The sequence below is a fragment of the Pseudomonas sp. RGM 3321 genome, from assembly GCF_022836805.1.
GTDB lineage: Bacteria > Pseudomonadota > Gammaproteobacteria > Pseudomonadales > Pseudomonadaceae > Aquipseudomonas.
The window spans coordinates 69,525-95,784 of sequence record NZ_JALHBH010000107.1; the positions used below are offsets into that span (position 1 = coordinate 69,525).

The 26,260-nt window shown below is 57.9% G+C and carries 21 protein-coding genes and 3 tRNA genes; 18 read left to right on the top strand and 6 right to left on the bottom strand.

The window, feature by feature from the left end:
- Positions 1-82: 82 nt before the first annotated feature.
- Both mntP and acnB read right to left on the bottom strand, forming a co-directional pair.
- Positions 83-652: a manganese efflux pump MntP gene (gene mntP, locus RGM3321_RS12305; RefSeq protein ID WP_244393272.1), complete on the bottom strand. Its 570-nt coding sequence runs from the start codon at positions 650-652 to the stop codon at positions 83-85.
- A gap of 279 nt (positions 653-931) precedes the next feature.
- Positions 932-3,532, bottom strand: coding sequence for a bifunctional aconitate hydratase 2/2-methylisocitrate dehydratase (gene acnB / locus RGM3321_RS12310; protein WP_244393313.1), 2,601 nt, complete (start codon positions 3,530-3,532; stop codon positions 932-934).
- A 402-nt stretch (positions 3,533-3,934) separates the two neighbouring features.
- Between acnB and RGM3321_RS12315 the strand changes: the two genes are divergently transcribed.
- The 5 genes from RGM3321_RS12315 to RGM3321_RS12335 all read left to right on the top strand — a co-directional run bounded on the left by RGM3321_RS12315 (position 3,935) and on the right by RGM3321_RS12335 (position 8,638).
- Positions 3,935-4,405: a DUF1289 domain-containing protein gene (locus tag RGM3321_RS12315; RefSeq protein ID WP_002554470.1), complete on the top strand. Its 471-nt coding sequence runs from the start codon at positions 3,935-3,937 to the stop codon at positions 4,403-4,405.
- Between the two features lie 96 nt (positions 4,406-4,501).
- The gene (miaE, locus tag RGM3321_RS12320) at positions 4,502-5,113 is read left to right on the top strand and encodes a tRNA isopentenyl-2-thiomethyl-A-37 hydroxylase MiaE (protein ID WP_244393273.1); all 612 of its coding nucleotides are present in this window, start codon (positions 4,502-4,504) and stop codon (positions 5,111-5,113) included.
- Positions 5,114-5,262: 149 nt separating this feature from the next.
- Positions 5,263-5,751, top strand: coding sequence for a MarR family transcriptional regulator (locus RGM3321_RS12325; RefSeq protein ID WP_244393274.1), 489 nt, complete (start codon positions 5,263-5,265; stop codon positions 5,749-5,751).
- A 76-nt stretch (positions 5,752-5,827) separates the two neighbouring features.
- Entirely contained in the window at positions 5,828-7,036 is a 1,209-nt protein-coding gene (locus RGM3321_RS12330; protein ID WP_244393275.1) for an HlyD family efflux transporter periplasmic adaptor subunit, read from the top strand.
- A 63-nt stretch (positions 7,037-7,099) separates the two neighbouring features.
- Positions 7,100-8,638, top strand: coding sequence for a DHA2 family efflux MFS transporter permease subunit (locus tag RGM3321_RS12335; RefSeq protein ID WP_244393276.1), 1,539 nt, complete (start codon positions 7,100-7,102; stop codon positions 8,636-8,638).
- 748 nt (positions 8,639-9,386) lie between these two features.
- Here RGM3321_RS12335 and lpxH read toward each other — a convergent pair.
- Both lpxH and RGM3321_RS12345 read right to left on the bottom strand, forming a co-directional pair.
- Positions 9,387-10,133 carry a UDP-2,3-diacylglucosamine diphosphatase gene (lpxH, locus tag RGM3321_RS12340; protein ID WP_244393277.1) on the bottom strand — a complete coding sequence of 249 codons (747 nt, stop codon included), beginning with the start codon at positions 10,131-10,133 and terminating at the stop codon, positions 9,387-9,389.
- Positions 10,130-10,633, bottom strand: coding sequence for a peptidylprolyl isomerase (locus tag RGM3321_RS12345; protein ID WP_244393278.1), 504 nt, complete (start codon positions 10,631-10,633; stop codon positions 10,130-10,132). Before RGM3321_RS12345 ends, lpxH begins: the two co-directional genes overlap by 4 nt.
- A 207-nt stretch (positions 10,634-10,840) precedes the next feature.
- On the opposite strand from RGM3321_RS12345, the gene RGM3321_RS12350 reads away from it, so the two are divergent.
- Positions 10,841-12,535: a glutamine--tRNA ligase/YqeY domain fusion protein gene (locus tag RGM3321_RS12350; RefSeq protein WP_244393279.1), complete on the top strand. Its 1,695-nt coding sequence runs from the start codon at positions 10,841-10,843 to the stop codon at positions 12,533-12,535.
- A 19-nt stretch (positions 12,536-12,554) separates the two neighbouring features.
- A complete protein-coding gene (cysS, locus tag RGM3321_RS12355) occupies positions 12,555-13,937 on the top strand; it encodes a cysteine--tRNA ligase (protein WP_244393280.1) in 1,383 nt (460 codons plus the stop codon).
- A gap of 139 nt (positions 13,938-14,076) precedes the next feature.
- On the opposite strand, the gene RGM3321_RS12360 is transcribed toward cysS, so the two are convergent.
- Complete coding sequence (locus tag RGM3321_RS12360; protein ID WP_244393281.1) at positions 14,077-15,930, bottom strand: sigma-54-dependent Fis family transcriptional regulator; 1,854 nt, start codon at positions 15,928-15,930, stop codon at positions 14,077-14,079.
- Between the two features lie 299 nt (positions 15,931-16,229).
- Between RGM3321_RS12360 and RGM3321_RS12365 the strand changes: the two genes are divergently transcribed.
- The 6 genes from RGM3321_RS12365 to RGM3321_RS12390 all read left to right on the top strand — a co-directional run bounded on the left by RGM3321_RS12365 (position 16,230) and on the right by RGM3321_RS12390 (position 22,252).
- Positions 16,230-17,324 (top strand): ABC transporter ATP-binding protein, encoded by a 1,095-nt coding sequence (locus tag RGM3321_RS12365; protein ID WP_244393282.1) that lies wholly within the window; start codon positions 16,230-16,232, stop codon positions 17,322-17,324.
- Positions 17,324-18,439: an ABC transporter ATP-binding protein gene (locus RGM3321_RS12370; protein WP_244393283.1), complete on the top strand. Its 1,116-nt coding sequence runs from the start codon at positions 17,324-17,326 to the stop codon at positions 18,437-18,439. The genes RGM3321_RS12365 and RGM3321_RS12370 overlap by 1 nt, the downstream gene beginning before the upstream one ends.
- Complete coding sequence (locus RGM3321_RS12375; protein ID WP_002552729.1) at positions 18,432-19,298, top strand: sugar ABC transporter permease; 867 nt, start codon at positions 18,432-18,434, stop codon at positions 19,296-19,298. The genes RGM3321_RS12370 and RGM3321_RS12375 overlap by 8 nt, the downstream gene beginning before the upstream one ends.
- Positions 19,299-19,308: 10 nt before the next feature.
- Entirely contained in the window at positions 19,309-20,109 is an 801-nt protein-coding gene (locus RGM3321_RS12380) for a carbohydrate ABC transporter permease (protein ID WP_003315280.1), read from the top strand.
- A gap of 12 nt (positions 20,110-20,121) precedes the next feature.
- Positions 20,122-20,394: a DUF2160 domain-containing protein gene (locus RGM3321_RS12385; protein WP_244393284.1), complete on the top strand. Its 273-nt coding sequence runs from the start codon at positions 20,122-20,124 to the stop codon at positions 20,392-20,394.
- A gap of 85 nt (positions 20,395-20,479) precedes the next feature.
- A complete protein-coding gene (locus RGM3321_RS12390; protein ID WP_244393285.1) occupies positions 20,480-22,252 on the top strand; it encodes an ABC transporter substrate-binding protein in 1,773 nt (590 codons plus the stop codon).
- A gap of 91 nt (positions 22,253-22,343) precedes the next feature.
- Here RGM3321_RS12390 and folD read toward each other — a convergent pair whose 3' ends face one another.
- Positions 22,344-23,198, bottom strand: coding sequence for a bifunctional methylenetetrahydrofolate dehydrogenase/methenyltetrahydrofolate cyclohydrolase FolD (gene folD, locus RGM3321_RS12395; protein WP_044321922.1), 855 nt, complete (start codon positions 23,196-23,198; stop codon positions 22,344-22,346).
- 293 nt (positions 23,199-23,491) lie between these two features.
- Between folD and RGM3321_RS12400 the strand changes: the two genes are divergently transcribed.
- From RGM3321_RS12400 to clpP, 5 genes are all read left to right on the top strand, one after another.
- A tRNA-Arg gene (locus tag RGM3321_RS12400) sits at positions 23,492-23,568 on the top strand.
- 51 nt (positions 23,569-23,619) lie between these two features.
- Positions 23,620-23,695, top strand: a tRNA-His gene (locus RGM3321_RS12405).
- A 56-nt stretch (positions 23,696-23,751) separates the two neighbouring features.
- Positions 23,752-23,836 (top strand) — tRNA-Leu (locus RGM3321_RS12410).
- 380 nt (positions 23,837-24,216) lie between these two features.
- Positions 24,217-25,527, top strand: coding sequence for a trigger factor (gene tig, locus RGM3321_RS12415; RefSeq protein ID WP_002552733.1), 1,311 nt, complete (start codon positions 24,217-24,219; stop codon positions 25,525-25,527).
- Between the two features lie 91 nt (positions 25,528-25,618).
- On the top strand, positions 25,619-26,260 hold the full coding sequence (clpP, locus tag RGM3321_RS12420) for an ATP-dependent Clp endopeptidase proteolytic subunit ClpP (RefSeq protein ID WP_002552734.1): 642 nt from the start codon (positions 25,619-25,621) through the stop codon (positions 26,258-26,260).

Consider the following 26,260-nt stretch of genomic DNA (forward strand, 5'->3'; position numbering starts at 1 on the left):
TTTTGTAGCAAGACTGTAAGCAAAAAACCGCATCGAAAGATGCGGGTTTTTTTGTGCGTGGTTACAGGCTTCAGGCTGTCGATCAAGCCGCTGACAGATGCTCGTACAGAATCGTTGCGCCGACGATGATCAATACGATGCCGCCGACGATTTCAGCGCGCTTGCCGACCATGGTGCCGAGCACCCGGCCCAGCATCACCCCGATGGTGACCATTACCGTGGTTGCCATACCTATCGCCAGGGCGGCAATCACGATGTTGACGTCGACAAACGCCAGACCTACGCCGACCGCCAGTGCATCGATGCTGGTGGCGAATGCGGTGACGGCGAGAATCCAGAACGAGTGCTGGCCGGGTTTTTCCTGCTCTTCATCGTCATCGTGTTTGATGCCGTTGTAGATCATGTGCAGGCCCAGCACCAGCAACAAGGTGAAGGCAATCCAGTGGTCCCAGTTTTCAGCGAAGCGGGCGGCGACCTGGCCGATGCCCCAACCGATCACCGGGGTGATGGTCTCGATAGCGCCGAATATCAAACCGGTACGCAACGCTTCGATAAAGCGCGGTTTATGCAGGCTTGCTCCTTTACCAAGGGCCGCAGCAAAGGCGTCCGTGGACATGGCAAGCGCGAGAAAGAGGAGGGAAATCGGGTTCACGGTTATATCCAGTCGGGCTATGAGTCAACGACGCAACCACACGCCCGACTTTAGGCATGGATGCATCGTTGGTCTCGCCAACCAGAAGGTGTCCGCACCACGGCATGCAGCCGAGAATGTTGATGCGAACGCTCAGTGACCGGAGTCAAGAGCAGGCTACTCCCCAACAAGGGCCGCTACTATAGCCATGTGAATGTGAAAAATATATGTATGGGGATGATTCAAACCAAAAAAAACCCCATCACGAGGATGGGGTTCTTTTAACGCCTGCTTTCGTGCTTACACTTGAACGGCCGGGATGTTGGCGTTCGCAGCGGCTTCACGGAACTCGGCGATCTGATCGAAGCTCAGGTAGCGGTACACGTCCGCTGCCATGGTGTCGATCTGGTTGGCGTAGCCCATGTACTCTTCGACCGTCGGCAGGCGACCCAGAATCGAAGCAACGGACGCCAGCTCGGCGGAGGCCAGGTAGACGTTCGCGCCGTCACCCAGACGGTTCGGGAAGTTACGGGTCGACGTCGACACTACAGTCGAGTTAGGTTCCACGCGTGCCTGGTTACCCATGCACAGCGAGCAGCCCGGCATTTCCATGCGTGCGCCAGCCTTGCCATAGATGCCGTAGTAGCCTTCTTCGGTCAGTTGGTGAGCATCCATCTTGGTCGGCGGCGACAGCCACAGACGCGTTGGCAGCTGGCCCTTGACCTGATCCAGCAACTTGCCCGCAGCGCGGAAGTGGCCGATGTTGGTCATGCAGGAACCGATGAACACTTCGTCGATCTTCTCGCCCTGTACCGAAGACAGCAGGCGGGCATCGTCCGGGTCGTTCGGCGCGCAGAGCACAGGCTCCTTGACGTCGGCCAGATCGATTTCGATGATTTCGGCGTACTCGGCGTCCTTGTCGGCTTCCAGCAGCTCCGGGTTGGCAACCCAGGCTTCCATCGCCTGAGCACGACGCTCCAGGGTGCGCGGATCACCGTAACCCTGTTCGATCATCCAGCGCAGCAGGGTGATGTTCGAATTCAGGTATTCGATGATCGGCTCTTTGGCCAGCTTGATGGTGCAACCGGCAGCCGAACGCTCGGCAGAGGCGTCGGACAGCTCGAAAGCCTGCTCGATGCTCAGGTTGTCGAGGCCTTCGATTTCCAGGATGCGGCCGGAGAATGCGTTCTTCTTGCCTTTCTTCTCTACGGTCAGCAGGCCAGCCTGAATGGCGTAGTAAGGAATGGCGTGAACCAGGTCGCGCAGGGTGATGCCGGGTTGCATCTTGCCCTTGAAGCGAACTAGGATCGACTCAGGCATGTCCAGCGGCATGACGCCGGTGGCAGCGGCAAACGCCACCAGACCTGAACCGGCCGGGAAGGAGATACCGATCGGGAAGCGGGTGTGCGAGTCGCCACCGGTGCCGACGGTGTCCGGCAGCAGCATGCGGTTCAGCCAGCTGTGGATGATGCCGTCGCCCGGACGCAGGGAAACGCCGCCGCGGGTCATGATGAAGTCAGGCAGCGTGTGGTGCGTCTTGACGTCGATAGGCTTCGGATAGGCTGCAGTGTGGCAGAACGACTGCATGACCAGGTCGGTCGAGAAGCCCAGGCACGCAAGGTCTTTCAGTTCGTCGCGGGTCATCGGGCCAGTGGTGTCCTGGGAGCCGACGGTGGTCATCTTCGGTTCGCAGTAGGTGCCCGGACGAACGCCCGCTACGCCGCATGCCTTGCCGACCATCTTCTGCGCCAGGGTGTAACCCTTGGTGCTTTCGGCTGGCTGGTCAGGGGTCTTGAACAGGTCGAACTCCGGCAGGCCCAGTTCGGCGCGCGCCTTGCTGGTCAGGCCACGACCGATGATCAGCGGAATACGGCCGCCTGCGCGAACTTCGTCGAGCAGCACCGGGGTCTTCATTTCGAAGGTGGTGATGACTTCGTCGCTGTCGTGCTTGCACACCTTGCCGGCGTACGGGTAAACGTCGATCACGTCACCCATGTTGATGTTCGAGACATCGAATTCGATTGGCAGGGCGCCAGCATCTTCCATGGTGTTGTAGAAGATCGGGGCAATTTTGCTGCCGAAGCAGAAACCACCGGCACGCTTGTTCGGCACGTAAGGAACGTCGTCGCCGAAGAACCACAGCACCGAGTTGGTTGCCGATTTACGCGAGGAACCAGTACCGACCACGTCGCCGACGTAGGCAATAGGGAAACCCTGACCGCGCATTTCTTCGATCTGTTTCATCGGGCCGATAGAGCCCTGAACGTCTGGAACGATGCCGTCACGGGCCATTTTCAGCATGGCAAGGGCGTGCAGCGGGATGTCCGGACGGGACCAGGCATCAGGTGCCGGGGACAGGTCATCGGTGTTGGTTTCGCCGGTGACCTTGAAGACGCGCAGGCTGATCTTGTCGGCCAGCGTCGGACGCTTCTTGAACCACTCGCCGTCAGCCCAGGACTGCAGGACAGCCTTGGCGTGGGTGTTGCCGTTTTTGGCTTTTTCGGCCACGTCGTGGAAGGCATCGAACATCAGCAGGGTGTGCTTGAGCTGTTCGCCGGCGACCGGCGCGAGGGTGGCGTCGTCGAGCAGTTCAACCAGGGTGACGATGTTGTAGCCGCCCTGCATGGTGCCCAACAGTTCGGTTGCACGTTTTTTGTCGATCAGGGGAGAAGTGGCTTCGCCCTTGGCCAGGGCAGACAGGAAACCGGCCTTGACGTAGGCAGCTTCGTCAACGCCTGGCGGAACGCGGTTGGTGATCAGATCGACAAGGAAAGCTTCTTCGCCAGCCGGGGGATTCTTCAGCAGCTCGACCAGGCCTGCAGTTTGTTCGGCGTTAAGCGGCTGGGGCACGATGCCCTGGGCGGCACGCTCTTCGATGTGTTTACGGTAGGCTTCAAGCACAGTATTAACCCTCATCAGTGGTCCCAAATGGGTGTCCGGGACGCTCATCCAGAAATCGTCCGTACCCACGCAAGGCTTATTGAGCCTTGTTGGCAGGGTGTCGGCGATTCCTAACAGAAGCTGTTTTCAAAGTTTTACGCCTGCAGAACGGGGGGAGTGACGGTCGACACGGCCATTCTTGATGAGGGAATGGCCTGTCGACGCCGCAATGCGGGGTTAACCTGACTGTGCTCGTGACGCTTTGAAAACAGCTTCCAACGGACATTGGCGCCTTAAAAGGCTCGCTGATTCTACGCCAAAACTTCGCTAAAGGTAAGTTAGCCCCTACATCTTCGGGGGTGAACTTGCTTAGACAAAGGGCTAACATGAGCCCCTGTTTCGCCTTCCCCAGTCCTGCCTGACATGCCTGATTACATTATCAAAACCCCCTGCGTCGGCCTTTGCTCCACTGTTTACGGGGACCTGGTGTGCCGTGGCTGCAAGCGGTTCCACCACGAGGTCATCCACTGGAACGGCTATAACGAGGATGAAAAAAGAGCGGTATGGCTGCGTCTGGAACAATTGCTGGTCCAGGTGATGACTGCCAAGCTTGAAGTCTTCGATGCCGACAAGCTGCGCGCGCAGCTCACCCAGCGCAAGATCCGTTTCGTGCCGCACCAGTCAGAGTATTGCTGGGCCTACCAGTTGATCGCGCGCGGCGCACGGGTCATCAGTCAGGTTGAGGCCTACGGCTTTGTGCTGCTGCCGGAGTTTCGTGACTGGACGCTGCCGGAATTGCGCGATGCGATCGATCGCGAGTTTTTCCTGCTGTCCGAGGCGCATTATCAGCGTTACATCGCACCGGGCTTTCTGCGCGATGCGTTCGGGGCCTGATCAGGCAGCCGTCTTTCACTGCATGCATTTGTATCGCGAGGCATCGTCGCTCCTCGTATAATGCCGGGCTTTGTCTCTCTGTCATTCTGTGAGCTTATGTACCCAATCCCCGAAATCGAAGCCTTCCTGCTTTGCCGCACCCCCGACAGCTGGGTTCAGGCCGCGTTGCGCAACCTGGATATCTTGCTGATCGACCATGCGAACAATGAGAAGAAGGCGGCCGGGGCTGCGTTTCAGTTCATGTTTCAGTACAACGACAAGTTCGACCTGTTGAGCAAGATGTCGCGTCTGGCTCGGGAAGAGCTGCGCCATTTCGAGCAAGTGATCAGCATCATCAGAAAGCGCCAGATCCCCATGGCCAACATCAGCTCGGCGCGTTATGCCGGAGCCCTGCGCAAACTTGTGCGCAATCACAATCCTTACCGACTGACCGACGCGCTGATCGTCGGTGCCATTGTCGAGGCCCGTTCCTGTGAGCGCTTCGCTGCGCTGGTGCCTCACCTGGACGAAGAACTTGCCAAATTCTACGGCGGCCTGCTGAAATCCGAAGCGCGGCATTTTCAGGATTATCTCAAGCTGGCTTACAGCTACGGCGACAAGGCAGACGTCGATGCCAAGATCGAGGAAATCCGTCTGGCCGAGCGTGGGCTGATCGAAAGCCCTGACGAAGAGTTCCGCTTTCACAGTGGCGTGCCCGTCGCCGCCTGATTCTCCGCGCGCACCTTCAAAAACGACCGCCCTGCCAGCGGTCGTTTTTTTATGGGTGTTTAGTAAGCAAGCTAATAAATGCTTTGACAACGGCTGCCTAGGCAGTAATATTTTGCAATCACTGCCTAGGCAGCTATCTGGATAATTTCTTGAAACATTTCAGCCCCGACAATTTCGATTCCAGCCTGATCGGGCTGCTGGTCGGTCGTACCAATGCGCTCAAAGACCGCATGCTCGACAAGTACCTGCTGCCTTATGACGTGACGTTCGCGCAGTTCAAGGTGCTGATCATCATTGCCCAGTTCTCGACTGACACCCCTGTGGAATTGTGTCGTCACCTGTCGCTGGACAGCGGTTCGATGACCCGCATGCTCGATCGGCTGGAGCAGAAAGGGCTGGTTGTGCGCCAGCGGTCAGCGACTGATCGTCGTCAGGTGCGCCTGGCGTTGACGGAGCAGGGGCGGGCGCTCTCTGACCTGCTGCCGCAGATTGGTGCGGACGCCATGAATGACACCTTTGCCGCGCTCGACAGTGATGAGGTCGAGACCCTGACAAGGATTCTCACCAAGGTACTGGTGGCCGCCGATGACCACATCACCCTGACTCGCCTGAGCTTCAACCCCAAAGTTAAAAGCTGAGCGGCAGACCTGTCGACAGGCATGCGCCTGCCGCTTGTCCCTGTCTCGCCGCTTCGCTGATAAAAAGGTAACTGCCATGGCCACTGCCGCCACTGAAAACACATCTGCCCCGTCCTCACAGCAAACGCCGAAGCCCGGCAAGCGCAAGTTCCTGCTGATCGGGCTCGCCGTCATCGTCGTGATTCTTGGTCTGGCCATCTGGGCCTGGTACGAGTTTTACGGCCAATGGAGCGAAGAGACCGACGACGCCTACGTGAATGGCAATGTCGTCGAAATCACCCCGTTGGTTACCGGAACCGTTATCAGCATTGGTGCCGACGACGGGGATCTGGTGCACGAAGGGCAGGTGCTGCTCAAATTCGACCCGAGCGATGCCGAAGTTTCGCTGCAAAGCGCCGAGGCCAATCTGGGTAAGGTTGTGCGTCAGGTGCGTGGTTTGTACAGCAATGTCGATGGCATGAAGGCACAACTGGCTGCGCAGCGCACCGCCGTGCAGACCGCTCAGGAGAACTACAACCGTCGGCGCAGTCTGGCCGCGGGCGGGGCGATTTCCCAGGAAGAGCTGTCGCATTCCAGAGACAGCCTGACCAGCGCGCAAAGTGAGTTGAACAACATTCAGCAGCAGTTGAGCACCAGCGTGGCGCTGGTCGATGACACGGTTGTTTCTTCACATCCCGACGTCAAGGCTGCTGCCTCCCAGTTGCGTCAGGCCTTTCTGGCCAATGCACGCAGTACGCTGGTAGCGCCGGTCACCGGTTATGTGGCCAAGCGCAGCGTGCAACTGGGCCAGCGCATTCAGCCAGGCACCGCGACCATGGCTGTGATCCCGCTGGATCAGTTGTGGATCGATGCCAACTTCAAGGAAACCCAACTGGGCAAGATGCGCATCGGTCAACCGGTGGAGATCAGCTCCGACCTGTATGGCAGCGATGTGAAGTACAGCGGCACCATCGACAGCCTGGGGGCTGGCACCGGCAGTGCCTTTGCGCTGTTGCCTGCACAGAACGCGACGGGTAACTGGATCAAGATCGTCCAGCGTGTGCCGGTCCGTGTACGTATCAACCCTGAAGAGCTGGCGGAGCATCCGCTGCGCATCGGTCTGTCGACCACCGTCGAGGTCAATCTGCATGACCAGAGCGGTCCTGTGCTGGCGCAACAGCCGCGCAAGCAGGCCGCTTTCAGCACTCAGGTTTACGCCGCGCAGCTGGCCGACGCTGATGCGTTGATCGCCCGTCTGATTCACGAGAACAGTGCTTCCAGTGGCAAGACTGCCGTTCAGCGCTGAACCGCCAATCCGTGAACCCCGGCCGCTTGGCCGGGGTGTCGCACTCGTCTTCAGGGATTTGCGATGAGCAACAACGCCCCCGCTTCTTTTACCCCGCCAAGCCTGTTGCTGTGCACCGTCGGTCTGTCGCTGGCGACATTCATGCAAGTGCTCGATACCACGATTGCCAACGTGGCGTTGCCGACCATCGCCGGCAACCTGGGGGTCAGCTCCGAGCAGAGCACCTGGGTGATTACCTCGTTCGCAGTCAGCAACGCGATTGCCTTGCCGCTGACCGGCTGGCTCAGTCGCCGCTTTGGCGAGGTGAAGCTGTTTCTATGGGCCACCATACTGTTCGTGATGGCGTCGTTTCTGTGTGGTATTTCCCAGTCCATGCCGGAACTGGTGGGGTTCCGGGCGTTGCAGGGCATGGTGGCCGGTCCTTTGTATCCGATGAGCCAGACATTGCTGATCGCGGTTTACCCTCCGGCGAAAAGGGGCATGGCGCTGGCATTGCTGGCGATGGTGACGGTGGTTGCGCCTATCGCCGGGCCGATACTCGGTGGCTGGATCACTGACAGTTACAGTTGGCCGTGGATTTTCTTTATCAACATCCCCATCGGCCTGTTCGCTGTGCTGGTGGTGCGTTCGCAGATGGCTAAAAGGCCGGTCAGCACCGCTCATCAACCGCTGGATTACATCGGCTTGCTGGCCTTGATTGTCGGTGTCGGCGCGTTGCAGATAGTGCTCGACAAGGGCAATGATCTGGACTGGTTCGAGTCGAACTTCATCATCTTCGGTTCGCTGATTTCGCTGGTCGCGTTGGTCTTCTTCGTGATCTGGGAAATGACCGACAAGCACCCGATCGTCAACCTGCGGCTGTTTGCCTACCGCAATTTCCGTATTGGTACGCTGGTCATGATCGGCGGCTATTCAGGCTTCTTCGGCATCAACCTGATTCTGCCGCAGTGGTTGCAGACCCAGATGGGCTACACCGCGACCTGGGCGGGGCTGGCCGTTGCGCCGATTGGCATCCTGCCGGTGCTGATGTCGCCCTTTGTCGGCAAGTACGCGCACAAATTCGACTTGCGTTTGCTGGCAGGGCTTGCGTTTCTGGCAATGGGGCTGAGCTGCTTCATGCGTGCCGGCTTCAATACTGACGTGGACTTCGAGCACGTGGCGATGGTGCAGTTGTTCATGGGCATTGGTGTGGCGCTGTTCTTCATGCCTACCCTGAGCATTCTGCTGTCCGACCTGCCGCCCAATCAGATTGCCGATGGCTCTGGGCTGGCAACCTTCCTGCGTACCCTGGGCGGCAGCTTCGCGGCGTCGCTGACTACCTGGATCTGGATTCGTCGCGCCAACCAGCATCATGCCTACCTGAGTGAAAACATCAGCACCTTCGACCCCACAACCCGGCATGCCCTCGACAGCCTGGGCGGCGCGAGCCCGCAGGCCTACGCCCAGCTGGAACGCACCCTCAACGCGCAGGCCTACATGATGTCCACGGTGGATTACTTCTACCTGCTGGGCTGGGTATTTGCGGGGCTGATCCTGCTGGTCTGGCTGGCCAAACCGCCGTTTGGTGCCAAGGCGGGGCCAGCGGCAGGGGGCGGGCATTAATGTTATGGGGCTGGTGTGACTATCTACACCACGTTATGCCCTGCCTTCGGCCGCGGCCGACGCAGTGCTTTTGAACCACGATGGCACTGACGACTCAGAGTGCGACCTTAGTGACGGCTGAGTCCTGACGCTGATCCGGGGGTAGCCTGGCAGGACGCCAGGCTAGCCGCACGGGGCCATGGATGGCCCGTTGCGGCGACCCCCGGATCAGTGACAGGGCGAAGGAACCCGACGAAGTCGGGCCGGAAACAGGAGCGAGGGGGTTTGGTTACTTTGGTCCGTCAAAGTAACTCGCCGAGGGGCGAAAAGGTGACCTGAGTCGACCCCCAACTCACCTGACATCACAGAACCGCCGTGTGACGCAGAGCGTCACGAAAGGCATTACCACGCGGAGCGTGGGAACGAGAGTCTGAGTCGAACCCCAATCCACCTGAAGTCGCAGAACCGCTGTGTGACGCAGAGCGTCACGAAAGGCATTACCACGCGGAGCGTGGGAACGAGAATCTGAGTCGACCCCCAATTCACCTGACATCACAGAACCGCCGTGTGACGCAGAGCGTCACGAAAGGCATTACCACGCGGAGCGTGGGAACGAGAGTCTGAGTCAAACCCCAATCCACCTGAAGTCGCAGAACCGCTGTGTGACGCAGAGCGTCACGAAAGGCATTACCACGCGGAGCGTGGGAACGAGAGTCCGAGTCGGCCCCAAGTCCACCTGAAGTCGCAGAACCGCAGCGTTCCCGCGCCATCAATTCAGCAGCGCAGTCGTCTCCGGCACAAAATCGAACGAGCTGAGGTTCAAACCCTGCTCATCCACCTGCAACACCCAGGCCTGACGATCCCAGTCACCCAGCACAATGCGTCTGGCTGCCTGATCGCCAATCTGCAGCTTATGAATCGCCGGGCGATGAGTGTGGCCGTGGACCAGTGTGCGCACACCGAACTGCTGCATGATCCGCGGTACTTCTTCCGGGGTCACGTCGACAATATCGTTGGCCTTGAGGCTGGTTTTGGCGCGGCTTTCGTTGCGTAGCTTGCGCGCCAGTTTATGGCGGGTGCCCAACGGCAGGTGACGCAATATGAACAACGTCAGCGGATGGCGCAGATAACGGCGCATCCGGATATAGCCTTCGTCGCGGGTGCACAGGCTATCGCCATGCATCAACAACACGGGCTCACCGTTCAACTGCACGACGCTCGGGTCGCTCAACAGGGTGCAACCCGCTGCCTTGCAGAAACCCTTGCCGATCATGAAGTCGCGGTTGCCGTGCATCAGAAAAATTCGTGTGCCGCTGTCACTCAATGCGCGCAGGGCCTTGCAGATTGAAAGCTGAAACGGTGACATGGCGTCGTCACCGATCCAGACTTCAAAGAAATCCCCGAGGATATACAGCGCCTCGGCTTCGCGGGCGCGGCCCGCGAGCAGATCCAGAAATGCCCGGGTAATGTCCGGGCGCTCCTGTTCAAGGTGCAGATCGGAGATCAGCAGTATCACTCAACGATCTCGGCTTTCTCGATGATCACGTCTTCTACAGGCACGTCCTGATGACCGGCTTTGCTGGAAGTCGCAACGCCCTTGATCTTGTCGACGACGTCGGTGCCTTCGATGACTTCGGCGAACACCGCGTAACCCCAGCCCTGAACGGTCTTGGCGCTGTGGTTCAGGAAGGCGTTGTCAGCCACGTTGATGAAGAACTGCGCAGAGGCCGAATGCGGTTCCATAGTGCGGGCCATGGCTACAGTGTATTTCTTGTTCGGCAGGCCGTTGTCGGCTTCGTTCTGAATGCTCGGGCGTTTGTCTTTCTTTTCTTTCATGCCAGGCTCGAAACCGCCGCCCTGAACCATGAAATTGCCGATCACGCGGTGGAAAACCGTGTTCTCGTAGTGGCCGGCTTTAACGTACTCGATGAAGTTGGCTACAGTCAGTGGCGCCTTTTCTGCGTTCAGTTGCAGAACGATGTCGCCGTGGTTGGTGGTCAGCTTTACTTTGGACATGTGGAAAGTCGCTCTATAGTCATGCATGAATGGGCACATTATGACCCTGACGCGCAGTTTACGGACGAGGTTACATTTTTCAGCGCTTTTGCAGCTTTTATGCCCTCAAATATGCACTCTGTTGTCAGGGACTTGACAGCTTCGGCTATGATAAGCGCTTTGATTTAGTCGGCCTACCCTGGCCGCGCACGTATGTCCAAGGATCCTATGAGCAAGCCCACTCCAGAACCCGCTGCCCATTCCAAGGCAGGCCCAGCCGTACCGACCAATTTCCTGCGTCCTATCGTGCAGGCAGACCTGGACTCGGGCAAGCACAGTAAAATCATCACGCGCTTTCCGCCAGAGCCCAACGGTTACCTGCACATCGGTCACGCCAAGTCGATCTGCGTGAACTTCGGTCTGGCCAAGGAGTTCGGTGGCGACACGCACCTGCGTTTCGATGACACCAACCCGGCCAAGGAAGACCAGGAATACATCGACGCCATCATGAGTGACGTCAAGTGGCTGGGCTTCGAGTGGGCGGGCGAAGTGCGCTACGCCTCGCAGTATTTCGACCAGTTGCACGACTGGGCGGTCGAGCTGATCAAGTCGGGCAAGGCCTATGTAGACGATCTGACCCCCGAGCAGGCGCGCGAATACCGTGGCACCCTGACCGAGCCGGGCAAGAACAGTCCGTTCCGTGAACGCAGCGTCGAGGACAACCTCGACCTGTTCGCGCGTATGAAGGCGGGTGAATTCGAAGATGGCGTTCGTGTACTGCGTGCCAAGATCGACATGGCCTCGCCGAACATGAACCTGCGCGACCCGATCCTGTATCGCATTCGCCATGCCCATCACCACCAGACCGGTGACAAGTGGTGCATCTACCCGATCTATGACTTCACCCACGGTCAGTCGGATGCCATCGAAGGCATCACCCACTCGATCTGCACCCTGGAGTTCGAAAGCCATCGTCCTTTGTACGACTGGTTCCTCGATAACCTGCCGGTGCCGTGCAAGCCGCGCCAGTACGAGTTCTCGCGCCTGAACCTGAACTACACCATCACCAGCAAGCGCAAGCTCAAGCAACTGGTTGACGAGAAGCACGTCAACGGTTGGGATGACCCGCGCATGTCGACGCTGTCCGGTTTTCGTCGTCGTGGCTATACACCCAAGTCCATTCGCAACTTCTGCGAAATGATCGGCACCAACCGTTCCGACGGCGTGGTCGATTTCGGCATGCTCGAATTCAGTATTCGCGATGACCTGGACCACAGCGCCCCGCGTGCCATGTGCGTGCTGCGGCCACTGAAGGTCGTGATCACCAACTACCCGGAAGGCCAGGTCGAGAAGCTGGAACTGCCGCGCCATCCGAAAGAAGACCTGGGCATGCGCGAGCTGCCGTTTTCGCGGGAGATCTACATCGATCGCGACGATTACATGGAAGAGCCGCCAAAAGGCTACAAACGTCTTGAACCCAATGGTGAAGTACGCTTGCGTGGCAGCTATGTGATCCGTGCCGACGAAGCGATCAAGGACGCAGAGGGTAACATCGTCGAACTGCGTTGCTCCTACGATCCTGACACCCTGGGCAAGAACCCCGAAGGCCGCAAGGTCAAGGGCGTTGTGCACTGGGTGCCTGCGGCCGAGAGCGTTGAATGTGAAGTGCGTCTGTATGACCGCCTGTTCCGCTCCGCCAACCCGGAAAAAGCCGAAGACGGCGCGAGCTTTCTGGACAATATCAACCCCGATTCCCTGCAAGTGTTGACCGGTTGTCGTGCTGAACCATCATTGGGACACGCGCAACCGGAAGACCGTTTCCAGTTCGAACGCGAAGGTTATTTCTGCGCGGACATCAAGGATTCGAAACCCGGTCAACCAGTCTTCAACCGCACGGTCACGTTGCGGGATTCCTGGACCTGAGATGTCCGAGGGGCAGATAGTGCTTTCTATTTACAACACGCTCACCAAGAGCAAAGAAGTATTCAAACCGCTGAATGGTAACAAGGTGCGCATGTACGTCTGCGGGATGACCGTGTACGACTACTGCCACCTGGGCCATGGCCGCAGCATGGTGGCGTTCGATCTGGTGACTCGCTGGTTGCGCTTCAGCGGTTACGAGCTGACTTATGTGCGCAACATCACCGACATTGACGACAAGATCATCAATCGTGCACGTGACAACGGTGAGTCTTTCGACGCGCTGACTGCGCGCATGATCGACGCCATGCACGAGGACGAGGCACGTCTCAATATTCTTAAACCGGACATGGAGCCGCGTGCCACCGAGCACATCGCTGGCATGCACGCGATGATCCAGACCCTGATCGACAAGGGCTATGCCTACGCGCCGGGTAACGGCGACGTGTATTACCGTGTCGGCAAGTTTCAGGGCTACGGCAAGCTGTCGCGCAAGAAGATCGAAGACCTGCGCATCGGCGCGCGGATCGAAGTGGACGAGTCCAAGGAAGACCCGCTGGACTTCGTGCTCTGGAAAGGCGTCAAGCCCGGCGAGCCGAGCTGGGAGTCGCCGTGGGGCGCAGGGCGTCCGGGCTGGCATATCGAATGCTCGGTCATGTCGACCTGCTGCCTGGGTGACACCTTCGATATTCATGGTGGCGGCAGCGATCTGGAGTTTCCGCACCATGAAAACGAAATCGCCCAGAGCGAGGCGGCCACCGGCAAGACGTACGCCAACGCCTGGTTGCACTGCGGTATGATCCGCATCAATGGCGAGAAGATGTCCAAGTCCTTGAACAACTTCTTCACCATTCGTGACGTGCTGGAGAAATACCATCCGGAAGTGGTGCGTTATCTGCTGGTATCCAGCCACTACCGTAGCGCGATCAACTATTCCGAAGACAGCTTGCGCGAGTCGAAGGCTGCGCTGGAGCGTTTCTATCACGCGCTCAAGGGTTTGCCGGTTGCCGAGCCTGCGGGTGGTGAAGTGTTCGTCGAGCGTTTCAGCACCGCCATGAACGACGATTTCGGTACGCCGGAAGCGTGTGCGGTACTGTTCGAGATGGTCCGTGAGATCAACCGCCTGCGCGAATCGGATGTCGCCGCAGCGGCGGGTCTGGCGGCGCGTTTGAAGCAGTTGGCCAGTGTGCTGGGTGTTCTGCAGCTGGAGGCCGACGACTTTTTGCGCGCAGGCGCGGAAGGGCGGGTCGATGCGGCTGAAGTGGAGGCGCTGATTCAGGCGCGTCTGGCTGCACGCGCGGCGAAGGACTGGGCCGAGTCCGATCGGATTCGCGACCAGATCACGGCCATGGGCGTGCTTCTGGAGGACGGCAAGGGCGGCACGACCTGGCGCCTTGCGGACTGATCAAGTAAGGCGGCTGGGTGACGCGGAGCATGGGAACGATAATGACCCGGAAGACTATAGTGCCCATGCTCCGCGTGGGCATGCTGTTCTGGACGCTCCGCGTCCGATCCTCGATGTGCGGTCTGCCGAGAGTCAAAAACTAGACAATCCGCTGTTCCCGCAACCGCTTGTACAGTGTGTTGCGGCTTACGCCCAGGCGTTTTGCCAGCTGTGAAATATTTCCGCCAGCTGCTTGAAACAGTTGGCTCAGGTCTTCTGTCGTGTGAAGACGCACGGTGGATTCCTGAGCCTTCACCGGCTCTCGGCAGTCCTCATTCATGCCCATATCCAGCAGAAAATCCTCCGGCAAGTGCTCGGTACTGATCGGCTGTTCATCTGCCAAAGCCAGCGCCACCTGAATCACGCTGTTGAGCTGACGAATGTTGCCCGGCCACGGGTGATGTTCGAATAGCTCGAGCACTTCTCTGGAAAACCCCGCCCGTTGATGAGCGTCGCGATGCCGCTCCCAGATACGCTGGATGAGTGCATGTTTGTCGGTGCGCTCGCGCAGTGCCGGGAGTTCGATGCTCAAGCCGCTGATCCGGTAATAAAGGTCCTGGCGAAAGTGCCCCGTCTGAACCTGATCGCGCAGGCTGCGATTGGTAGCTGAAATCAGGCGTATATCTACCGCAAACAACTCACTGCTGCCCAGTGGCTGGACGCAGCGCTCTTGCAGCACACGCAACAGCCGCGCCTGTACCGGCAGGGGCATGTCGCCGACTTCGTCCAGAAACAGCGTGCCTTTATCGGCTTTGCGGATCAGGCCAATGCTGCCTTTTTGACTGGCACCGGTGAACGCCCCTTTTTCATAGCCAAATAGCTCGGCTTCGACCAGTTCGGCCGGGATCGCCGCGCAGTTGACAGCGATCAGCGGCTGAGTGGCTCGGGTACTGGCTTGATGCAGGGCTTTGACAAATACTTCCTTACCGACCCCGGTTTCCCCGTGGATCAGCAGCGGGATGTCTTTTTCCAACAGCCGCTGCGCCTGATTCACGGCTTTCTCGATTTTTGCGTCACCCAGGCTGATCGCTTCCAGGTCCAGGCTCCGCGGCGCGACAGGTGCCTGAACCGGCTGGACGCTGTGCAGCTTCAGCGGCTTGCGGGTCGGACGCTTGAGCAGACATTGAAAGCGATTATTGCCAAACGCGTGCAGCGAAAAAGGCCGCGCTTCTGTCTCGCTGAGTAGTTGCAGGATCGGGCACTTGAACAGCGTTTCGATACTGGCACCGGACGGCGTCGTCCCCAATAAATTGTCAGCGCGTCGATTAGCGCAAAGGATCTGGCCGCTTTCGTCAAAAATCAGCAGGCCTGCCCATTGGCTGTCGAGATTGTTCAGGCCCGTATTGAAGATCAGCTGATAGTGCGAGTCGCGGAACTGATCGAGGATCAGTCGGTTTTCCACCGACTGGCTCATCATCTTGACCATACCCAGCGTATGCGAGGGGGGCAGGAAACTGTCACTGGACACATCCAGCACGGCAATGATGCGTCGATCGGCATCGAAGATCGGTGAAGCCGAACCGGTCATGAAGCGATTGGCCTTGAGGAAATGCTCGTCCGGTTCAATGTGAATGGCCTGCTCACAGGCCAGTGCTGTGCCGATGGCATTGGTGCCGGTGCCCCGTTCGCTCCAGCTTGCACCAGCCATGAAGCCCTGTGCCTGGGAAGACTCGACGAAGCGTTGTGCGCCCCAGGATTTGAGCAACTGGCCTTGAGGGTCGGCCAGCAGAATCAGGCAATTGGAGTTGCTCAGAATGTTTTCATAAACCGGCAGGACTTCTTGATGGGTGGTTTGCACCAGCCGGTGATGGCGCTCCAGCAGCCTGGAAACCTCCGCGCCCGGCAGTTGGCCGAATGAAGGACGCGTCTGATGGCTGAGACCGAAATCCCGGCAGCGCCTCCATGAATCCTGAATGATGATGTCGTGAACGAGCGAAGCGCTGGATTGAGACATGAGGATGCCTGCGAATATGACGTGTTGTTTTTGTTTTTAGGTCCCGTCGGCGTGACCATCCTTGCCCGCAACGTCCGTCCAGTGTCGTTCAGTTTTGTTCAAAGTCAATGTTCATTTTGTTCAAGTGTTCAGTGTTTACTGTTCATTATTGTTCAGCTGTGAAAGGGCTTTCGCCCCCTGACTATGGGGGAACGCTCTGTTTCGCGGCTCGCAAGCAATCTGGCCAAGCTGGCACGAATGTCGCTATCTGCAAGCAGTCACGCATTCACCCTTAAGAAAAAAACAACAAAGGGCACGCCATGTCTCTCACGCTGGAGCACGTCAGTCGCGCGGTCGATGGACAAGTCTGGATCGACGACGCTTCCCTGAGCTTTGAGCCAGGATCTTTCAACGTTCTGCTGGGGCGAACCCTGTCCGGCAAAACCAGCCTGATGCGTCTGATGGCCGGGCTGGACAAGCCTGACAGCGGGCGGGTGCTGATGAATGGGGTCGATGTTACAAATCGACCGGTTCGTCTGCGCAATGTCTCGATGGTTTATCAGCAGTTCATCAATTACCCAAGCATGACGGTGTTCGAAAACATCGCCTCGCCGCTGCGTCAGGCCGGTCTGTCCAAGGACGTGATCCACAGCCGTGTGCAGGAAACGGCGAAGATGCTGCGCATCGAAAAATTCCTGCAACGCCACCCGCTCGAATTGTCCGGTGGGCAGCAGCAGCGCACCGCGATGGCCAGGGCGCTGGTCAAGGACGCCGAGTTGATCCTGTTCGACGAGCCGTTGGTCAACCTTGATTACAAGCTGCGTGAAGAGCTGCGTCAGGAAATGCGCGAGCTGTTTGCAGCCCGCCATACCATTGCCATCTATGCCACTACCGAGCCCAATGAAGCGCTGGCGCTGGGTGGCACCACCACCATCCTGCATGAAGGGCAGGTGGTGCAGAGCGGCAAAACTCCCGAGGTCTATCACCGGCCGAGCACGGTATTGGCGGCCGAGCTGTTCTCTGAGCCGCCGATCAATCTGATGCCGGGCCGTATAGACGGCAATGAAGTCAGCTTCGCCAACTTTGTGCATTTCCCGCTCAACGTCGACCTGCGGGCCGTCGGTGATGGTGAATACCGCTTTGGTGTGCGTCCCAGCCATTTGAGCCTTGTGCCTTCCAACGATGATGATCTGGAACTGGCGGTCACTGTCGAGCTGGCAGAGATCAGCGGCTCGGAAACCTTTCTGCATGTGCGCAATGAGCTGTTTTCACTGGTTTTGCACCTGCCGGGCGTGCATGCCTACGACGTTGACGCATCGATTCGGGTGTACATCCCGACTCACAAATTATTTGTATTCGATCAGCAGGGCGGCCTGATTCAGGCGCCGGGCCTGCGCACGGCGAGGGTTGCCTGATGGCCGAGATCCGCTTGCAGAACCTGGCGCACAGTTACAGCGCCAAGCCTGGTCCTGACGACTATGCAATTCGCGAGATGAGTCACATCTGGGAGCAGGGCGGGGCTTACGCGCTGCTCGGGCCTTCCGGCTGCGGCAAGTCGACCTTGCTCAATATCATTTCGGGGCTGCTCAGTCCCTCTCAAGGGCAAGTGCTGTTCGACTCGAAAGTGGTCAACGAACTGCCGCCAGAGCGCCGCAACATCGCTCAGGTTTTTCAGTTTCCGGTGATCTACGACACCATGACCGTGTTCGATAATCTGGCCTTCCCATTGCGCAATCAGGGCATGGACGAGGCGCGGATTCTCATAAAGGTCAACGAAATTGCCGATGTCCTGGATTTGCAACCGCTGCTGAAAAAGAAGGCGCGCAACCTCAGTGCAGACGAGAAGCAGAAAGTCTCGATGGGGCGCGGTCTGGTACGCGATGACGTTTCTGCGATTCTCTTCGATGAGCCGCTGACGGTCATCGACCCGCACCTGAAATGGAAACTGCGCCGCAAGCTCAAGCAGATCCACGAGCAATTCAATATCACCATGGTCTATGTCACCCACGATCAACTGGAGGCGTCGACCTTTGCCGACAAGATTGCCGTGATGTATGGCGGGCAGATCGTCCAGTTCGGCACGCCACGGGAGTTGTTTGAAAAGCCTTCGCACACCTTTGTCGGCTATTTCATCGGCAGCCCTGGCATGAACCTGATTGACGTCACGCCTCGGCCGGGCGGTGTCGGTTTTGCCGACATTCATCTGCCGCTGACTGAGTCGTTGCAGCAAAAGCTGGCCAATACGCCGTGGAAAACTCTGAAAGTGGGTATTCGTCCGGAGTTCGTGCATGTCTGGGACGGGCCTTACGACGATGCGATGTGTGCCGACGTGACCTATGTGGAAGACCTCGGTACCTACAAGATCATTACCCTGAAACTGGCCGGGCAACTGCTCAAGGTTCGTTTGCAGGAAGACAAACCGGTGCCGCACGGTCAGGCGTGGATCAGCTTTCCAGGTCAATGGCTGATGCTCTATGCCGACGATTACCTGCTTGAAGCCGGCCCGGCCAGTGAGGTGTCCCATGCGTAAGGTGCAGAACAACAAAGCCTGGTGGCTGGTGATGCCGGTGTTTCTGCTGGTGGCATTCAGCGCGATTATTCCGATGATGACCGTGGTCAACTACTCGGTGCAGGACATCTTCGACCAGTCCAGCCGCTATTTTGTCGGTACTGACTGGTTCCGCCAGGTCTTGCAGGACCCGCGCCTGCACGATTCGCTGCTGCGCCAGTTCATTTACTCGGGTTGCGTGCTGCTGATCGAGATCCCGCTGGGTATCGCGATTGCCCTGACCATGCCGACCAAGGGCCGCTGGTCGTCGCTGTGCCTGATCGTGATGACCATTCCACTGCTGATCCCGTGGAACGTAGTCGGCACCATCTGGCAGATCTTCGGCCGTGGTGATATCGGCTTGCTGGGTTACACGCTGAACAACGTGCTGGGCATCAACTACAACTACGCCGCCAATGCTTCGGATGCCTGGGTGACGGTGCTGGTCATCGACGTCTGGCACTGGACCTCGCTGGTGGCCTTGCTGTGCTATTCAGGGCTGCGAGCCATCCCGGATGTCTACTATCAGGCGGCGCGGATTGATCGTGCCTCCGGCTGGGCCATCTTCCGGCATATCCAGTTGCCGAAGATGAAAAGCGTGCTGCTGATCGCGGTGATGCTGCGCTTCATGGACAGCTTCATGATCTACACCGAGCCGTTCGTGCTCACCGGTGGCGGTCCTGGCAACTCCACCACCTTCCTCAGTCAGACCCTGACCACCATGGCGCTCGGGCAGTTCGACCTGGGGCCTGCGGCGGCGTTCTCGCTGGTGTACTTCCTGATCATTCTGTTGGTGTCATGGGTGTTCTACACCGCCATGACTCACAGCGAAAAGAATTGAGGGGCTGGTCATGAGTCTGCGCAAAATCATACCGCTGTGGATTTACCTGTTGTTTCTGCTGGTGCCGATCTACTGGCTGATCAACATGTCGTTCAAGACCAATACCGAGATCCTCGGTGGCCTGACCCTGTGGCCGCAGGATTTCACCCTGGCCAATTACAAGGTGATCTTCACCGACGAAAGCTGGTACAGCGGTTACCTGAACTCGCTGTACTACGTGTGCCTCAATACCGTGATATCGCTGAGCGTTGCGCTTCCGGCAGCCTACGCGTTTTCACGCTATCGTTTTCTCGGCGACAAGCACCTGTTCTTCTGGCTGCTGACCAATCGCATGGCGCCACCGGCCGTGTTCCTGCTGCCGTTTTTCCAGCTGTACTCGTCCATCGGACTGTTTGACACGCACATCGCCGTTGCTCTGGCGCATTGCTTGTTCAACGTTCCGCTGGCGGTGTGGATTCTGGAGGGCTTCATGTCCGGCGTTCCCAAGGAGATTGACGAAACGGCCTACATCGACGGTTATAGCTTTCCGAAGTTTTTCGTGAAGATTTTCATTCCGTTGATTGGCTCGGGTATCGGTGTTACCGCGTTTTTCTGCTTCATGTTCTCTTGGGTCGAGCTGTTGCTGGCGCGCACCCTGACATCGGTCAATGCCAAACCGATTGCTGCGGTAATGACCCGTACAGTCTCGGCGTCGGGTATTGATTGGGGCGTGCTGGCGGCGGCGGGGGTGTTGACTATCCTGCCGGGTATGCTGGTGATCTGGTTCGTTCGCAACCATGTGGTCAAGGGCTTTGCTCTTGGTCGTGTCTGAGGAGTCGAAAAAATGGAGTGGATGTCCTGGACACTGCCCACGGCGGCCTTTTTCATCAGCATCGCATTGCTGCTGGCGGGTATGACCGTATGGGAATTGCGCTCGGCAAGTATCGAGCGCCGTGGTTTTCTGCCGATTGCCACCACGCGTGGCGACCGTTTGTTCATTGGGCTTCTGGGTAGCGCTTACCTGCATTTGCTGGTGATCGGCGCGACCGACTGGAGTATCTGGATCGCTTCAGGGGTCTCCCTGGTGTGGCTGTTAGTGGTGATGCGTTGGGGTTAGAGGGCGGCCGGGCGCGATTGCCGGGGTGATCCGGTCGGTGATATTCGAAAAGCGGGACTACATAAAAGCAACATTGGAGATGACTATGTTCAATAAGAAAAACAAGCTGCAACATAGCGTGACGCTGGCGACCATGATGATGCTCAGCGGGTTGAGTGTTTCGGCGTGGGCAGATCAGTACGAAGATGCGGCGAAGAAGTGGGCGGCCAGTGAATTCAAGCCGAGTACGCTTTCCGATGCAGAGCAGTTGAAAGAGCTGGAGTGGTTTATCAAGGCCGCCGAGCCGTTCCGTGGCATGGACATCAAGGTGGTATCGGAAACCCTGACCACCCACGAGTACGAATCGAAAACCCTGGCCAAGGCCTTCACTGAAATCACCGGTATCAAAGTCACCCATGACTTGCTGCAAGAGGGTGATGTGATCGAAAAACTGCAGACCGCCATGCAGTCGGACAAAAGTATCTACGACGGCTGGGTCAACGACTCGGACCTGATCGGTACGCATTTCCGCTACGGCAAGGCGCTGTCGCTGACCGACCTGATGGCCAGTCCGGAAGGCAGCAAAGTCACCTCGCCGACTCTGGACCTGAAAGACTTCATCGGCACCTCATTCACCACCGCGCCGGACGGCAAGCTTTATCAACTGCCTGATCAGCAATTCGCCAACCTCTACTGGTTCCGTGCCGACTGGTTCGAACGTCCCGACCTGAAAAAGAAGTTCAAAGACAAGTACGGCTATGAGCTGGGCGTCCCGGTCAACTGGTCGGCTTACGAAGACATTGCCAAATTCTTCAGCGAAGACGTCAAGGAGATCGACGGCAAGAAAGTCTTCGGGCACATGGATTACGGCAAGAAGGACCCGTCGCTGGGCTGGCGCTTCACCGATGCCTGGTTCTCCATGGCCGGCAGTGGCGACAAGGGCTTGCCTAACGGTTTGCCGGTTGACGAGTGGGGCATCCGTGTAGAGGATTGCCATCCGGTCGGCTCCAGCATTACCCGCGGTGGCGACACCAACGGGCCAGCGGCGGTGTTCGCGACCCAGAAATACATCGACTGGCTGAAAGCCTACGCACCGCCTGAAGCTGCGGGCATGACCTTTTCGGAGTCCGGGCCGGTTCCGTCGCAGGGTAACGTCGCGCAACAGATCTTCTGGTACACCGCCTTTACTGCCGACATGACCAAGCCCGGCCTGCCCGTCATGAACGCCGATGGTACGCCGAAATGGCGCATGGCACCTTCGCCAAAAGGGCCGTACTGGAAAGAAGGCATGAAGCTCGGTTACCAGGACGTGGGTTCATGGACCTTCCTGAAGTCTTCCGACGAGAAGAGGCGCCTGGCGGCCTGGCTGTATGCGCAGTTCGTGACCTCGAAAAGCGTTTCGCTGAAGAAGACCATTGTCGGTCTGACGCCTATTCGCGAGTCGGACATCAACTCCAAGGAGATGACCGCGCTTGCGCCCAAGCTGGGTGGTCTGGTGGAGTTCTATCGCAGCCCGGCCCGCGTGCAATGGTCGCCTACCGGGACCAACGTGCCTGATTATCCGAAACTGGCACAGCTGTGGTGGAGCCATGTGGCCGAGGCGGTGACTGGCGAGAAGACAGCACAGCAGGCGCTGGACGGTCTGGCCAAGGATCAGGATGCCATCATGACGCGCATCGAACGTTCCAAGGTTCAGGAAGCCAGCCAGTGTGCGCCGAAGATGAATCCCGAGACCTCTGCCGAGGAGTGGTATACCAAGGCTGAGCAAAGCGGTGGCAAATTCCTCGCACCGCAACGCAAGCTGGCCAACGAGAAACCGAAGGGTGAAACCATCGCTTACGCTGACCTGCTGAAAAGCTGGGAGGCTGGCAAGAAGTAAGGTTTTGAAGAGGTAATAAAAAACGGCACCCTTGAGGTGCCGTTTTTATTGGTTCGTTGTTAATTGATTCGTTGTTATTGGCGCGTGCTGATCAGTCGTGCAGGGTTTCCGCTGCGTACAACGTGTTTTCCAGCAGGCAGGCACGGGTCATTGGACCAACGCCGCCTGGGACCGGGGTAATCCAGCCGGCGCGGGGCAGGGCAGTCTCGTAAACCACGTCGCCAACCAGCTTGCCATCGTCCTGACGGTTGATGCCGACGTCGATGACAATCGCCCCGGGCTTGATCCATTCGCCCTTGACCAGGCCGGGCTTGCCAGCGGCAACCACCACCAGATCGGCACGGCTTACATGGCCTGCCAGATCCTTGGTGAAGCGGTGGGTCACGGTGACGGTGCAGCCCGCCAGCAGCAATTCCATCGCCATGGGGCGGCCGACAATGTTCGACGCGCCAACCACGACAGCATCCAGACCGTACAGATCGACTCCGGTGCTTTCCAGCAGGGTAATGATCCCTTTGGGTGTGCACGGTCGCAGCAAGGGAATGCGCTGGGCCAGACGGCCGACGTTATAAGGGTGGAAACCGTCCACGTCCTTGTCCGGGCGGATGCGCTCGAGCAGCAGCGAAGCGTCCAGATGGGCTGGCAAAGGCAATTGCAGCAGGATGCCGTCGACAGCGGCGTCTTCATTGAGGCGGTCGATCAGATCGGTCAGCGCAACCTGAGTGGTATCAGCGGGCAAGTCATAGGCCTGGGAGATAAAGCCGACTTCCTCGCAGTCCTTGCGCTTGTGAGAGACATAGACCTGAGAGGCAGGGTCGCTGCCGACCAGAATCACCGCGAGGCCCGGCGTGCGCAGACCTTGCTGGCTACGTTCGGCGACACGTTTGGCGATCTGCTGGCGCAGGCTGGCGGCGATCGCCTTGCCGTCGATTAGTTTTGCAGTCATGACGCGTGATTAACCATCGAGAGGAAATAAAATGAGCGCGCATTCTCGCATGACATGGCGCGAGGGCAAAGGCGCATGCTGTGGATATTCCGCTAACTCCTTTATCTAGCTGAATTTTTTTCAAAAAAAGGTTGACGACCCCAGGGGCCGTCTATAAGATTCGTCGCACTTGCCGGGCAGAGCCCAGCACTGGTTAAGCTAGCACTGGTTGATTAGGTCAGGCAGAGTTGCAAATCAGCTCGGTGTGATTGAAAGCCTTTTAGTTTGTTCTCGCAAGAATACAAATTATATAAGTGCCCGTAGCTCAGCTGGATAGAGCATCCGCCTTCTAAGCGGATGGTCGCAGGTTCGAGTCCTGCCGGGTGCGCCATTCAAGGCAGCTTTGGCACAGCAAGTAAGTTGTATCGTCACGCGCAATATGGTGGGCGTAGCTCAGTTGGTAGAGCACAGGATTGTGACTCCTGCGGTCGTGGGTTCGAACCCCATCGTCCACCCCATATTAAGAAGGGCGCCAGATTCATAGTCTGGCGTCTTTGCTTTAAAAGTCTGAAATGCGGATGTGGTGGAATTGGTAGACACACTGGATTTAGGTTCCAGCGCCGCAAGGTGTGAGAGTTCGAGTCTCTCCGTCCGCACCAGGATAACTGTAGTCGAGTGGTAGCACTTCGGTTGCAAAAGCTACAAAAAAAGCCGCCTAGTGCGGCTTTTTTTGTTTTGGCGTATTCGTTCCATCGCCTCGCGGGTCCGGCGGCCATACTGCCGCCGGTCGAGTGGGGCGTGCTATGTAGATGGATTCGGTCATCGTCCGGCGCAGAAGTTTCCTTATATAGGGGCCGTGCCAGACACGTCGCGAGTGATGCGAGATGTTTTCCTTTCTCCTCCGGCTGTAGTCCGATTCCTTCTTGTTAACCCGCCCTTTTTCAGTAGGGTGACTTCTTGAGTTTGACCCACTAGAATGCATGCCCTTGATTCTGGGGTCGGAAACGGCCGGCTAACGTCTGTGCAACGAGGAATATCCATGCAAGTTTCTGTTGAAAATACTTCCGCTCTTGAGCGCCGCATGACCATTGGCGTGCCTGCCGAACGCATCGAGACTGAAGTCAACAAGCGTCTGCAGCAGACCGCACGTAAAGCCAAGATCCCGGGCTTCCGCCCAGGCAAGGTGCCTATGAGCGTGATCCGTCAGCGTTATGAAGACGGCGCACGTCAGGAAGCACTGGGCGATCTGATTCAGGCTACTTTCTATGAAGCTGTGGTTGAGCAGAAGCTGAACCCGGCCGGTGCTCCTGCTGTAGAGCCGAAATCTTTCGAAAAAGGCAAAGACCTGGAATACGTGGCTACTTTCGAAGTATTCCCGGAATTCACCGTTGCCGGTTTCGACACCATCGCTGTAGAGCGCCTGTCTGCCGACGTGGCGGACAGCGATCTGGACAACATGCTGGAAGTGCTGCGCAAGCAGAACGTTCGTTTTGAAGTGGCCGACCGTGCTGCCCAGAACGAAGACCAGCTGAACATCGATTTCGTGGGCAAGGTCGACGGCGAAGTGTTCGCTGGCGGTTCTGCTACGGCTACCCAGCTGGTGCTGGGTTCCGGTCGCATGATTCCTGGTTTCGAAGATGGTCTGGTTGGTGCCAAGGCCGGCGAAGAACGCGTTCTGAACGTGACCTTCCCCGAGGACTATCAGAACCTTGAGCTGGCTGGCAAGGCTGCCGAGTTCACCGTGACCGTCAATACCGTTTCCGAGCCAAAGTTGCCTGAGCTGAACGAAGAGTTCTTCAAGCAGTTCGGTATCAAGGAAACCGGTATCGAAGGCTTCCGCACCGAGGTTCGCAAGAACATGGAGCGCGAGCTGCGTCAGGCGATCAAGTCCAAGGTCAAGAATCAGGTCATGGATGGTCTGCTGGCTGCCAACCCGATCGAAGTGCCTAAAGCGCTGTTGGAAAACGAAGTCAACCGTCTGCGCGTCCAGGCTGTTCAACAGTTCGGTGGCAACATCAAGCCAGACCAGTTGCCGGCTGAGCTGTTCGAAGAGCAGGCCAAGCGTCGCGTCGAGCTGGGCCTGATCGTTGCCGAGGTCGTCAAGCAGTTCGACCTCAAGCCTGATGATGCTCGCGTACGTGAAATGATCCAGGAAATGGCATCCGCCTATCAGGAGCCTGAGCAGGTTGTTGCCTGGTACTACAAGAACGAGCAGCAAATGAACGAGGTACGTTCTGTTGTGCTTGAAGAGCAAGTTGTAGATACTGTTTTGCAGAAAGCTAGCGTGACCGACAAATCGGTCTCCTACGAAGAAGCTGTCAAGCCGGTGGAAGCTCCAAAAGCCGACTGATTTCTCTTTTCGTGCGAAAACACCCACAAGCCAGCCTTCGCGCTGGCTTGTGCGTATTCAAGACTCGACTATTTGGGAGTGAATGCAGGACATGTCCCGCAATTCTTATATTCAGCAGAACTCTGACATCCAGGCCGCTGGCGGCCTGGTCCCGATGGTTATCGAGCAGTCCGCCCGTGGCGAACGCGCCTATGACATCTATTCGCGCCTTCTTAAGGAGCGAGTCATCTTTATGGTTGGTCCGGTAGAGGACTACATGGCCAACCTTATCGCGGCACAACTGCTCTTCCTTGAAGCGGAAAACCCGGACAAGGATATCCATCTCTATATCAACTCGCCGGGCGGTTCGGTGACTGCAGGTATGTCGATCTACGACACCATGCAGTTCATCAAGCCGGACGTTTCGACGATCTGTATCGGTCAGGCTTGCAGCATGGGTGCATTCCTGCTGGCCGGTGGTGCAGAAGGCAAGCGTCATTGCCTGCCCAACTCGCGGATGATGATTCACCAGCCGCTGGGCGGTTTCCAGGGTCAGGCGTCGGATATCGACATCCATGCCAAGGAAATCCTGCACATTCGTCATCGTCTCAACTCGCTGCTGGCGCATCACACCGGCCAGAGCCTCGAAACCATCGAGCGCGACACCGAGCGTGACAACTTCATGAGCGCAGAGCGTGCGGCTGAATACGGCCTGATCGACTCCGTGATCAACAAGCGTCAAATGCCCGCCTAA